Annotated in this window: 9 protein-coding genes; 4 read left to right on the forward strand and 5 right to left on the reverse strand. The window is 57.4% G+C overall.

Annotated features, from left to right (window positions below):
• Positions 1 to 7: 7 nt before the first annotated feature.
• The gene (locus IE099_RS01835; RefSeq protein WP_189566816.1) at positions 8 to 511 is read left to right on the forward strand and encodes a hypothetical protein; all 504 of its coding nucleotides are present in this window, start codon (positions 8 to 10) and stop codon (positions 509 to 511) included.
• 12 nt (positions 512 to 523) lie between these two features.
• On the opposite strand, the gene IE099_RS01840 is transcribed toward IE099_RS01835, so the two are convergent.
• Positions 524 to 2059, reverse strand: coding sequence for a hypothetical protein (locus tag IE099_RS01840; protein ID WP_189566817.1), 1536 nt, complete (start codon positions 2057 to 2059; stop codon positions 524 to 526).
• A gap of 186 nt (positions 2060 to 2245) precedes the next feature.
• The gene (locus IE099_RS01845) at positions 2246 to 3247 is read right to left on the reverse strand and encodes an alpha/beta fold hydrolase (RefSeq protein ID WP_189566818.1); all 1002 of its coding nucleotides are present in this window, start codon (positions 3245 to 3247) and stop codon (positions 2246 to 2248) included.
• A gap of 126 nt (positions 3248 to 3373) precedes the next feature.
• On the opposite strand from IE099_RS01845, the gene IE099_RS01850 reads away from it, so the two are divergent.
• The gene (locus tag IE099_RS01850; protein WP_189566819.1) at positions 3374 to 5428 is read left to right on the forward strand and encodes an FAD-dependent oxidoreductase; all 2055 of its coding nucleotides are present in this window, start codon (positions 3374 to 3376) and stop codon (positions 5426 to 5428) included.
• Positions 5429 to 5555: 127 nt separating this feature from the next.
• Positions 5556 to 6401: a hypothetical protein gene (locus tag IE099_RS01855; RefSeq protein ID WP_189566820.1), complete on the forward strand. Its 846-nt coding sequence runs from the start codon at positions 5556 to 5558 to the stop codon at positions 6399 to 6401.
• A 53-nt stretch (positions 6402 to 6454) separates the two neighbouring features.
• Here the strand turns inward: IE099_RS01855 and IE099_RS01860 are convergent, their stop codons facing one another.
• Genes IE099_RS01860 through IE099_RS01870 form a run of 3 tightly spaced genes read right to left on the reverse strand, consistent with a single transcriptional unit; the run spans position 6455 to position 10064 of the window.
• Positions 6455 to 7396 carry a lysylphosphatidylglycerol synthase transmembrane domain-containing protein gene (locus tag IE099_RS01860; protein WP_189566821.1) on the reverse strand — a complete coding sequence of 314 codons (942 nt, stop codon included), beginning with the start codon at positions 7394 to 7396 and terminating at the stop codon, positions 6455 to 6457.
• A gap of 3 nt (positions 7397 to 7399) precedes the next feature.
• Positions 7400 to 8614, reverse strand: a complete 1215-nt coding sequence (locus IE099_RS01865; protein ID WP_189566822.1) for a glycosyltransferase family 4 protein — start codon at positions 8612 to 8614, stop codon at positions 7400 to 7402.
• A gap of 22 nt (positions 8615 to 8636) precedes the next feature.
• Complete coding sequence (locus IE099_RS01870) at positions 8637 to 10064, reverse strand: glycosyltransferase (RefSeq protein WP_189566823.1); 1428 nt, start codon at positions 10062 to 10064, stop codon at positions 8637 to 8639.
• Positions 10065 to 10438: 374 nt separating this feature from the next.
• On the opposite strand from IE099_RS01870, the gene ggt reads away from it, so the two are divergent.
• Positions 10439 to 12124, forward strand: coding sequence for a gamma-glutamyltransferase (ggt, locus tag IE099_RS01875; RefSeq protein ID WP_189566984.1), 1686 nt, complete (start codon positions 10439 to 10441; stop codon positions 12122 to 12124).
• Positions 12125 to 12140: the final 16 nt, after the last annotated feature.

The following is a 12140-nucleotide window of genomic DNA, read 5'->3' on the forward strand; positions in this document are numbered from 1 at the left end:
AACACCAATGAAAAAGTTCATTTCTACACTCGCTGTTGGACTTCTTCTTACCGCCACTTCTTGGGGAGAAGAAGCTGCTGTCACTTCGAACATCGAAGCCAAGGTCAAAGCCGCCACCGTCATCGATGGTAAGGGTGGGATCTATGAATGGCTGGCCAAAGGAGCAGTCAAGGGGTCAAGCGAATGGAAGAGCATGGGCCAAGTACTCATGATGCCCAAGACCATGTTCATGGTCGAACTGAACCTCATCTACAGCAAAGACGGAGGAACTCCCTCCGCAGTCTTGGGTCCCAAGCTCGGGTCCGATCTGAAATTCACCGAAGTCGAGGCAGGCGAAGGCAAGACCATTCAGACCTTTGAAGTGAACGAAAGTCCGGCCGCGGTGCGGGTCTTCGACGACAACAAGTATCTCTATCTCACCGTCACTCGCATTGGGAAGATGGAGAAAGATGCTGCTCGCAAAGAGTTGCTTGCCATCATTCAGGCCATTGACCTCGAGAGGGTCAAATAGGCGGGATTCGCTCTAACGCTTGCGCGTCGCTTTCAAGCGCAGAAAAGCTCGCGGCGTCGCAAGCGCGCTTTCCCGCAGAGTCGTTACGAAGACAGGCGGGCGACCTGATATCTGGAAGAGGTCGGTGTCCACTTCTACCACTGCCTCCCGCCAGAACGAGAGGTTCGTCGAGTATTGCACCTCCAAAGCAATTTCTTTCTCGGCGGAGTAAAAGTAACTGTCGCTCGTGTTGACCCGAGCCAGATCGCCAGTGACCAGGCAGGAGAGGCTGGCCATCGAGGAGGCGGACATTCCAAAGGTCAGCGCCTGCGGATTCGGGACATCGGGGTCGGTGCCCAAGACCTCCTCCAGAACGTAGGGCAAGCCATCTCCGTCGAGATCAGTGACATCTTTCGGACGGTAGCTGACGTATCCGTTGCGGATTTCACCCCCCGGCAGTTCGACCGCAATCGGACCCGCAAAATGAAGGTAGCCTCCCCGGTCGGTGGCGAAGCTGGTGAAATTCGCGATCGACAGATTCTCGCTCACTCCCCAGACATTGTCCGTCAAGGTCCGGTAACTCGAACTCGCATTACTGAGATTATCCCAAGCTGCGGTCAAAGTTCCAAGCTCATCAGGAGCGATGAACAACTTGCCGATATTGGCAGAACTCACGAGGGTCTGGAACTCCCATCCGGAAGGCGTCTTGCGAGCACTCCGGAGCTTTCCCGAATCCCGGTCAGCATAGACAATCACCGTCTCGTTCGTCACTGCAATCGCATGGTGATCCGCAACTGCCTCTCCCGACAAAGCCGACACTGCACTATCGACAATTTCCCAAGGAGAAGCGATGGCCAGATTGTTGAACTCGAACCGGCGGTAGATCAATTGCGATAGATACCCTCCCCCATCAGCCGCCTCGCGGGTTGACGCGGCGAGATGAATCGTCTGGTCCTGCTCCACGAACGCGCTGAGGGCGGAGAACTCCTGAGAGGATGACCCCACCGTCGCGCCGAAGCGCCCCATCTCCGCATACTCATAGGCGCCCGGGCTCAGACGTCCGATGATCACCTGGCTCGCATCACAGGTCGCCAGCAGCACGCTCCCGTCTTCCATGGGAGCAACCACCGCACCGGGTGTGGAGGTGGTGGGGAGAATCAAGCGTCCCTCTGTCGGGTTCGGGCCATTCAAGTGATAGAGCACGCAGCCCCGCGAGCTGTCCCCAATGAGATAGGTTATGAGCAAAACATCACCGCTGGCAGTGGTCGTCATCGCTTGCAAGCGTTGGGTCGTGCCACCTGCCGGGAGGTCCAAGAGCCGGGTGAGATTTCCTCTTTCCTGCTCATAGACGAGATACACCTCCGGGCCAGTGAGAGTTCCCGTGAGGGAGACAAAGTGATGATCCCCTTGGGCATCTACCGCCAGGAGATTGTCCCGCACAACGTTCTCCCCCGGCGACGGGTAAAAGGCATTGATCCCGAGCGAGCGCACAAAGGGCGCGCCCTCGAGCAAGCTCACGAAGAAGAAAAGAACTACCAGCGAGAGAGGAGTGCGGGATCGATGATTCATGGGACAAGTGGGAGCAGCAGACTTTTCGCGGGAAGACCATTTGCCCGGGCACCCTCCGAGAAAGCGCGCCCTGACCCTGCCCGACTCTTCCAACCGCAGCTTCGGCGAAAGATTGTTACGATAGTTGCTCCTTTTCACCAGCACGGAATGGACAAGCTCTTCGCCTGCCCTCCGCCCTCACCCAATCTATTCCTCCAAGACCTTCTCGAACACTTCGTCAAAGGCCGGGTAGTCCTCGAACTGAGGCATGTGACCGAGGCCCTCCAGCTCGTAGAGTTTTGAGCCTTTGATGAGCGATTGGGTGTGCTTGCCCAACTCTTTGTAGTCCCCCAAGGTTCGCGTCACCCCCTCTTTTTTCCATCCCCGTCCAGGTCCGGTGGTGTCGCGAGTCCCGATGATGAGAAAGGTCGGGTTCTCGATGAGCGGGAACTTTTCCACAATGCTCTCTGAGAAAATCGGTCCATAGGTCAGGGCGTTGTTCCAAGCCACAATCTCCCATTCTTCGCCTGCCAACTGTCCCTTCAACGGAGTGAGCAACTCCTCATAAGCCTCCGCCCACTTGCCGTCGTAATAGTTCTTCTGCTGATAAGCCCTCGCGCCATCGACAGTCTTGGCCAACTCGTTCTGATAGAAAAACTCGATGTCCTTGAAGTCGACATACTTCCCGTAGGACTCCAGTCCGATGGGATTGATGAGAATCAACTTCTTCACCAACGCGGGATAATCGGCGGCGAAGGTGGTGGCCACCATTCCGCCCATGGAATGACCGACCAGGTCGAACTCTTTGAGCTCCAGACTCTCTAACAGACTCTTGGTGTTCAGGGCCAACTGGCGCAGACTGTATTGATAGGACCGGGGCTTGGAGGATTTGCCGAAGCCGATTTGGTCGGGAATGATCACCCGGTAGCCTCGCTTCACCAAATCCTTCGCTACCCGCTCCCAATAATAGCCCGAGAAATTCTTGCCGTGCAGAAGCACAATCGCTTTATCGGAACCCTGGTCCCCCACGTCCATATAGCGCATCTCCAGCTTCTGATTCTGCGACGCCAACTGGAAAGTGCTCACCTCGAAGGGATACTCGAATCCCGTCAGCTCCTTGTCGTATTGCACTTCAGGTGATTTGGGGTCCGCGAGAGAGGCTCCCCCCAAAGCAAATATCAACGAAACGACGGCTAGGTAATTCTTCATGCTTTGGACTGGAGCAATCAGAATGCCTTTTATTCCCAGCAATTTCGAAATCGCTCCTCGCCCTTGGACCTCGACCGGAAATCTTGCTGTAAAAAAACTCCAGCCTTCGTCGTTGATACCCTTTACATGCCATTCAAACCCATTGCCTCGCTTCTCTTCCTATTCGGGGGTCCTACCCTCGCAGAAACTCATCAAGCCGACCTCATCGTCTATGGCGGCACCTCCACCGCCGTAATGGCCAGCGTGCAAGCCAGCCAGATGGGCAAGAGCGTTATCATGGTCAGCCCCGACAAGCACCTTGGGGGCTTGAGTAGTGGCGGACTCGGCTGGACCGACAACGGCCACGCCGCGGGTATTGGCGGGCTCTCCCGCGAGTTCTATCAGCGCATCAAGGCCTACTACGACAATCCCGAAGCCTGGCGCCAGCAGACCCAGCAAGAATTCCGTGCCATCCCCCGCAGCCAGAGCCGTAATCGCCCCGGTGACGATGCCATGTGGATCTTCGAGCCCCATGTTGCGGAAAAGACCTTCGACCAATATGTCACCGAAAACAAAGTCACCGTCGTGCGCGATGCCTGGCTCGACCGCGAAAATGGGGTGGAGAAAGACGGCCCCCGCATTGTCTCCATCACCACCTTGGATGGGGAGAAGTATGTCGGCGAGGTGTTCATCGATGCCACCTACGAGGGCGACCTCATGGCCGCCGCAGGAGTCAGCTATCATGTGGGGCGGGAGGCCAATAGTGTCTACAACGAAACCATCAACGGAGTGCAGAAAGGCCGGCGTGATCATCCCCACCACTTCGACATCACGGGACTGAAAATTTCCCCCTACAAGGTGCCGGGCGATCCCGAGAGCGGACTTCTCCCCCGCATCAGCGCGGAGGATCCCGGCGAAGACGGGTCCGGCGACCACCGCATCCAAGCCTACTGCTTCCGCGCATGCCTCACCAACGATCCCGACAACCGCATCCCTTTCCCCAAGCCCGAGAACTACGATCCCGAACAATACGAAGTTCTCCTGCGCGTCCTCCAAGCGGGCTGGCCCGAGTTCTTCCGCAAATTCGATCCCGCTCCGAACAAGAAGACGGACCAAAATAACCACGGACCATTCAGCACCGACAACATTGGCAAGAACTACGACTACCCCGAAGCCAGCTACGAGCGCCGTCGCGAAATCATCAAGGAGCACGAGGACTACCAGAAGGGCCTCATGTACTTCGTCGCCAACGATCCCCGCGTCCCCAAGGATGTACAGGATGAGCTCAAGCAATGGGGACTGCCCAAGGATGAATTCGTCGACAACGGTCACTGGTCGCACCAACTCTACATTCGCGAAGCCCGCCGCATGATTGGCGAACACGTCGTCACCGAGCACGACGTCAACGGGCTGACCGACATCACCGACAGCATTGGCATGGGCGTCTACACCATGGACTCCCACAACACCCAGCGCTACATCACCCCCGAAGGTTACCTCGAAAACGAGGGCAACGTGGGCTCCCACATCCGCAAGCCCTACCCCATCGCCTTCGGTTCCATTCTGCCCAAGAAAGAAGAGTGCACCAACCTTCTCGTGCCCGGAGCGATCTCTTCGTCGCACATCGCCTTCGGTTCCCTTCGCATGGAACCGACCTTCATGATCCTTGGCCAAAGCGCTGGCACCGCAGCCTCCTTTGCCATCGAGCAAGACATCCCGGTGCAAGAAGTTGATTACGAAAAGGACCTGCGTCCCCGCCTCCTCGCCGACAAGCAGCGTCTGGAATCAGGCCGCAAACTCAAGGGGCTCATCTTCGACGACAAAGTCGCCGAGTTGACCGGCGAGTGGGTCCCCAGCAGCAAAGTAGGCGCCAAAGTCGGCTCCAGCTATCTCCACGACAAGGGTGCCCGTGACGGCAAAAGCAGCGCCGTCTATCAGGTCACCGTCCCCGCCGCCGGAAAGTATGAGGTCCAGGTCAGCTACTCCGCCTCCAGCAACCGCGCGTCCAAAGTGCCGGTCACCATCTCTCACGCCGCCGGTCTGTCCGAAGTCTTCGTCAATCAGCAAAAAACTGGCGAGATTGAAGGGCTCTTTACCACGGTCGGCCAGTATTCTTTTGAGAAGTCGGGGACCGTTTCCATCACCAATCAAGGAGTCGATGGTCACGTTGTCATCGACGCGGTGCGACTCCTGAAAAAATAGAGTCCTTCCCTAGTTGGCTACGCTCAATTCAGCAACGAACCGACGCAGAACAAGCCCCCCGATCGGGGCGTAAAGGACTCGTTCCCTTCCTCCCACCTCTGGCATCTCTTCTGCTCACGAAGAGGTTATGACCTTGCCATCATTCTTTTCCTTTTCAGCAACGTCCTTTCTTCTTGTTTCCTCCCTTACTGCGGTCGAGGACGTCCCGCAAAGCCTGGATTTCGCCAAATCCAACGAAGACTCTCTCTACAATGGGGTCGGCCTGGAGTTTCTAGCAGACTCACAGTTTTTCACCGCCTCTTTTGAGCCATTCGACGCCTCGCTGGGAACTCTGGTTTCTATCACCGTCCGTTGCGAAATCAACGGTCTATTCGACGGTGCCGTGGCTGACGGATCTGATTTTGCGGCAGCCTACGGCTCCCTGGGAGGTTCATTCGCCATGAGCGGTCTCACTTTCGATGGCACCGGAGGCAACCAAGGTGTAGAAGCCGAATCCGGAGAGACCCTCACTGGAAACTTTGGCATCTCACCCTACCAACGCACCCTCCAGGTCGCTGATGCCGGGGTCACCTATCATCCCGGACTCATCGACCTCTTCCTTGGCGAAGAAGCATTTGACTTCACCTACAACAGCCCCGTGATGATCGATTTCGACAGCGTGCAAGACCTGCAGGCCAGCTTCAATGCGACCCTGTCGATCACCTACAGTTACGAGCCTGCCGAACCGGGTTCTTCCCCACTGTCCATCGTCCAGCTCGTGCGCAACAGCGCCGAGGGTGAGGTCATGATTGAATGGAATTCCTCCCCGGACGAAAGCTACCGGGTCCTGGCGGCCGAGCGTCCCGAACCTAACCTCTTCGAAGTCGTCGCGACCTCGGTTTCTGGAGAGAGCGGTCAAACAACCCGCTTCACCGAAAGCGTTCCTGCCACCGTGGCAAAGCGCTTCTACCGGGTGGAAACGGTCACGGAATAGGTGGGACCGAATCCACATTCCCAACGGCTTCATGGGCAGCCGACAGTGAAATCCTACGCCAGCACGGGCTTGCGATAGCAAGCCTTAATGACTGCCAACAGGAGCAACTCGACAACGATTTGAATCGCCCGCCACAGAATCGCGGCCGTTGCCACCTCCGCTCCGATGCCCAGCGGAGCAAAAACGAGATAGAGAACCCCCTCGCGCACCCCCATGCCTCCGGGAGCCCCGAAGGCCAGAAAACCAACGATCCAAGCCAAACCGTAACTACCCGCTGCATCCAAAAGACTAGGGAGAGGGTCTACTCCAATAGCCTGGAGGCAAAGTAGAAAACCGACTCCGTAGAAAAGCGACAGAGTCAAATACTCGCAATAAGCACGCAGCGTGATTCGCCATTGCATTAAGCCGCGCAAAATCTCTCGCGATGCATTATAGATCCTGGTGCGCAGCTTGAAGAGGTCCAGGAAAAGAACAATTCCAGCCGCAAGAATTCCCAATCCCACCACCAGGAAAAAACCGGTGGGCGGAATCTGAAAGCGCTCCAAGTAGACCAAGCCGGCCGCTCGCAATTGCGGCGACAAGAGAGTTCCGACCAATCCCAAACTGGCCCAAGCGGCCACCGTGAGAGCGAGTTCAACCGCCAGGCTCAGCGCGGCTGGCCCTTTGGCTGCACCCACTTGTTTGGCCTCCACCACACGGGACGCGTATCCCCAGACTCCACCCGGTAGCCAGCGCATGGACTCGCATTCAATCCACAGCCGGGCTGCCCGCCAGCGACTGACCTCGATGCCAACCAGGCGGAGAATCACTCCCCAAACGGAAGCATTGAGAAAGAGGTAGACCGCCGCCAAAAGCCCAGCCCCTAACAACATGAGATGATTCGCGGACGCCAGTGCCTCCCCCAATTGCTCACGCAAAGCCCACAGCCCCCAAGCCATGAAGGCCAGGACCGCGACGAAACAGAAAGGCTTGAGCCGCTTGAGAATAGCTTTCATCGCCTATTGCCCGGGCGTCCCGGCCGTCCCATCATAGACGGCGACGGTGGCATCCACGATGCGGTTCCAGTCGAAGACTTCCTGCGCATAGTCGAAGCCTTGATTCGCCAAGCGTTTGGCGAGTTCCTGGTCATCGAGAATACGGAGAATGGCCGCGACGAGCGCTTCCTCGTCTTTTTCGGGAACGAGGAGTCCGGTTTCCTCGTCCTTGATCACATCCACGATTCCCCCCACCCCGGAAGCCACCACTGGCTTGCGATGGCGCAGGGCCTCAATGAGAACCACTCCCAGGCCTTCCGTATCGCCCCGGTCATCGAAGATGGCAGGATGCACGTAACAGGTGCAGGTGTGGTAGAGCTCGGCCAGTCGCTCACTACTCACAAAGCCAGCCCATTCCACCACCTCGTCGAGACCGAGCTCGGTGGTCAACTTCATCCACTCCTCCTTGCAGTCCCCTTCGCCCGTGATGACGACCTTAACCTTTCGTTTTTCCAGAATCTTCGGCAAAGCGCGCAGTAGCACATGAAGGCCCTTGCGCTGAATCAAGCGACCACAGTTCAGCAGAAGCGGTGGATCCGAGACCGGATATTCTTTGCCTACATCGGCTGCCTCGACTGTCGCGCCATAGGGCAGGATGTGGATTGGCCGGTCACAGAGTTTGCGGATCTCATTCGCGGTGTGGGAACTGTTTGCGCAAAGCGCGTCTCCTGATTTCAACAGCGCGGCCAAGGCCTTGCGCACTCCTCCGCTATTACGCGCCAACGCCAATTCCGCGCCATGACAAGTCATCACCACCCGCGTCCCGAAAACCTTGGCCGGCAGCCAGCTCATGAAGCCATGGGGAAAAGGCCAGTGCACGTGCAGCACATCTAACTTTTTCCGCCAGGTCCACCAGAACACTGCAATCATCCCGCAAGCAATATAGCTCAGGGCAAATACCTTGAAGAGCGGCGACCCCTGCTTGTTCGGCGCCCCTTCATCATGGGTCAGGGTCTCCCACTGCTTGGGCGCATAACGCCAGCGCAGCACGGGCACGCCATCAATCTCATGATTCGGCAAGGCGCGCCAGGAAGGAGCCAGCACCGTGACGTCGTGACCGGCTGCGGCAGTGCGGTTCACGATCTCGCGCTGCCAGGGTACCCCGGGGTCCTCCTGATTGCGGGGATAGGTCGAACCCAGAACTGCAATGCGCAGTTTCTTCGTTTGCTTCTTTTCCATCTCTTCGTTGGTCTGGATCGGGCTAGCCTACTTTTTCACGCGAGATAGGTCGCAGCGAACGGCTGGCCTGAATCGCCCGCCCCAAGGTCTCCACCAGTTCATCCTTCTGAATCGGCTTCGACAGGAAGTCGAAGGCCCCCGCTTTGATCGCGTCGGCCCCATCCTTGGCCAAGTCTGAGCCTGAAAGCACCACCACCTGGGTGAAAGGAGCCATCGCCTTCAGCTTGGGCAAAACCTCAATTCCCGAAAGTCCCGGCAAATAGATATCGAGCAACACCGCATCGAACTCCGGCCCGATCGCCGCCATCGCCGCTTCAGCCGTATCGACCGCCACGATCTCCCATCCTTCTTTGCCCAACATCAGCGTGCTCAATCTGCGCAGCGTGGAATCATCATCCGCTACCAGAATCTTGGCTTTGTCCTCGCTCTCCTCCTCATTGCCGAAGCTGGTAATCGAGGTCACCTTCTCCCTCACCTCCGCATTGAGCGGTTCGATGCGGTCCACGATGGGAAGAGGATGCTCCTTGGAGTAATGGCGGTTGGTGATCATCTCCGCTAGAAAGCCGAGCATGACCAGGACCGGAGCCGCGAACAGCGCCGCCGGGGCAGCCGCGAGAAGTCCCCCGCGCAAGCCGTCGGGAAACAACGGAATAAGGGCCAGCAACCACATCAATCCAGCCGCCATCGCACAAAGCATCGCCACTCCACCCATCAGGTGCAGCGGACGCTCGCGGAAATTCTTAATAAAGTAGACTGACCACATGTCCATGAAGCCCCGCACGAAGCGCTTGACGCCATACTTCGAAACCCCATGCAAACGCGGGTGGTGCTCCACTACAATCTCGGTGGTGCGGAAGCCTTCGATGGAAGCCAGCGAGGGCACCATGCGATGCATCTCACCATACATGGGCAAAGCCTTCACAACCTCCAGGCGATAGCACTTGAAGCCACAGTTGTGGTCGTGCAGCTTGACCCCATTGACCTTGCTCAACATCAGGTTGAAGACCCGGCTCGGCAAAACCTTGTGCCAAGGATCGTGGCGCTTCTCTTTGTAGCCCGAAACCACGTCCCAACCTTCCCCTTCGTTCAACTTCTCCAAGAAGCGCGGAATCTCTTTCGGATCGTCCTGAAGATCCGCGTCGAGGGTAAAAACGATCTCGCCGGAAACCTCGGCGTATCCAGCGGAAAGAGCCGGGGCCTTTCCCTGATTGTTCCGAAAACGTATCGCCCGCACATGCTCCGTATCGTTCTTCGCCAGCTTCTCGACCACTTCCCACGAGGAATCCGTGCTGCCATCATCAATAAAGATGATTTCCCACCCTCGGGACAGTTCATTGGCCTGCTCGGCAATACGATCATACAGCTCTTGCAGGGTCTCCTGCTCGTTCATCAGAGGGATGATGAAGCTCAGCGTTGGCTTCTCTGATTGGCTTTGGGATGTGGTCTTCATAGTTAAATGGGGCACTTATTGATAATTAATAATGACAAACTATTCAATTTTAAAAAATGTTTTTTTAGCTACTGCGCACAAAGGACGCTCCTAGCCCGGCAAAGCCTTCCCGCTTCTACTCGAGAAAAAAACCGCGCTGTAACTTCCTGTAATCCACTCGTGAGCAGCGACTCGCTCATTCTTCCCCCAAATAGAATCTCGCTCGGACACTTAATGAATTCGACAGTTCCCCGACTTTGCGACAGTGCTCTCCAAACGCGAATCCGAGAACCGAACCACGCTCTCCCATGCTTTCACCCTACTCCGCCACACCCGCAAGCCCTCCCTCGGCTAAAACACGCTCTTCCCGCATTCTCAAATTTGCCTCCACTGCCATGTTCGGACTCACCGCAACTCTCTCAGCTCAAATCGATCGCGTCGCCAGTCAGTCCTTTGCCACACGGGCCGAGGTCATCGCGCAAAACGGCATGGTGGCGACCAGCCATCCTCTTGCCGCTCAGATCGGGCTCGATATTCTCAAGAGCGGCGGCAACGCCATCGACGCCGCTATCGCCACCAATGCCGCCCTCGGCTTGATGGAACCCACGGGCTGCGGCATCGGCGGCGACCTCTTTGCAATCGTTTGGAGCGCCTCCGACCAGAAGCTCTATGGCCTCAACGCCTCCGGTCGCACCCCCCTCGGCCTTAGCTATGACCAACTGCGGGGCGAACTCGACCAGCTCGCAACCGACACCATCCCCTCCCTGGGTGTCCTTCCCGTCTCAGTCCCCGGAACCGTCGATGGCTGGTATGAACTGCACAAGAAGTTCGGCTCGAAACCCATGCCGGACATTTTAGCTCCAGCTATTCGTTATGCCGAGGAAGGCTTTCCGCTCACCGAACTGATTGCCCATTACTGGAAATACGGAGCAGCCTTCAAGAAGGTCCCGGGCAACGCCTACCAGACCTGGATTCCCAACGGAGTCGCTCCCAGGAAAGGCGAAATCTTCAAAAACCCCGACCTGGCAAAAACCTATCGCCGCATCGCCCAAGGAGGCCGGGATGTCTTCTATCGCGGCGAAATCGCGGACGAGATCGATGCCTTCATGCGAGCCAACGGGGGCTATTTGCGAAAGGCCGATTTGGAAGCGCACACCTCTACCTGGGTCGAACCCGTATCGGTCAACTATCGCGGCTACGACGTCTTCGAACTCCCGCCCAACGGCCAGGGCATCGCCGCCTTACAAATGCTCAACATTCTGGAAGGCTATGATCTACGCGGCATGGGACGACAGTCGGCAGAGACGCTTCACCTCATGATCGAAGCCAAGAAACTCGCCTTCGAAGACCGCGCCAAGTTTTACGGCGATCCGGATTTCTCCCAAATCCCTCTCGCGGGCCTCCTTTCCAAGGAGTATGCCGCCCAGCGCCGCGCCCTGATCGATCCCGACCGCGCGGCCCGGCGGGTTAATGCCGGCAACCCGGCCTTGGAGGAAGGCGACACCATCTATCTCACCACCGCCGACTCGCAGGGCAACATGGTCTCACTCATCCAGAGCAACTACCGCGGCATGGGCAGCGGGGTCATGGTCCCGGGTCAAGGCTTTGGCTTCCAGAACCGGGGTGAAATGTTTGTCTTGGAGCCACGCGACCACGCCAATGTCTACGCCCCGGGCAAGCGCCCCTTCCACACCATCATCCCAGCCTTCGTGATGAAGGATGGTCTGCCGTGGATGAGCTTTGGGCTGATGGGCGGGGCCATGCAACCTCAGGGCCATGTGCAAATCATCACCAACCTCGTCGACTTTGATCTCAATCTGCAAGAGGCCGGAGACGCCGCCCGCTGGCAACACCACCGCTCCACCGACTACAATGTCCCCCAGATGACCGACGGCGGTTTTGTTTCGCTGGAATCAGGAATCCCCTTCGACTCGGTGCGTGGCCTTGAAAAGCGAGGTCACGATCTCCGCACCCGCACCGGCTCCTATGGCGGCTACCAAGCCATCATCTGGGATTCGCAAAACAAAGTCTATCTCGGCGCCAGCGAAAGCCGGAAAGATGGTCACGCCGTGGGATATTAGATCGGTCGACCACCCG

The sequence above is a fragment of the Roseibacillus persicicus genome, from assembly GCF_014651675.1.
GTDB classification, from domain to species: Bacteria; Verrucomicrobiota; Verrucomicrobiia; order Verrucomicrobiales; family Akkermansiaceae; genus Roseibacillus; species Roseibacillus persicicus.

Excerpts from the sequence above, each read along its gene's own strand:
- IE099_RS01835 (WP_189566816.1), top strand. The coding sequence starts at position 8 with ATGAAAAAGTTCATTTCTACACTCGCTGTTGGACTTCTTCTTACCGCC.
- IE099_RS01840 (WP_189566817.1), bottom strand. The coding sequence starts at position 2,059 with ATGAATCATCGATCCCGCACTCCTCTCTCGCTGGTAGTTCTTTTCTTC.
- IE099_RS01845 (WP_189566818.1), bottom strand. The coding sequence starts at position 3,247 with ATGAAGAATTACCTAGCCGTCGTTTCGTTGATATTTGCTTTGGGGGGA.
- IE099_RS01850 (WP_189566819.1), top strand. The coding sequence starts at position 3,374 with ATGCCATTCAAACCCATTGCCTCGCTTCTCTTCCTATTCGGGGGTCCT.
- IE099_RS01855 (WP_189566820.1), top strand. The coding sequence starts at position 5,556 with ATGACCTTGCCATCATTCTTTTCCTTTTCAGCAACGTCCTTTCTTCTT.
- IE099_RS01860 (WP_189566821.1), bottom strand. The coding sequence starts at position 7,396 with ATGAAAGCTATTCTCAAGCGGCTCAAGCCTTTCTGTTTCGTCGCGGTC.
- IE099_RS01865 (WP_189566822.1), bottom strand. The coding sequence starts at position 8,614 with ATGGAAAAGAAGCAAACGAAGAAACTGCGCATTGCAGTTCTGGGTTCG.
- IE099_RS01870 (WP_189566823.1), bottom strand. The coding sequence starts at position 10,064 with ATGAAGACCACATCCCAAAGCCAATCAGAGAAGCCAACGCTGAGCTTC.
- ggt (WP_189566984.1), top strand. The coding sequence starts at position 10,439 with ATGTTCGGACTCACCGCAACTCTCTCAGCTCAAATCGATCGCGTCGCC.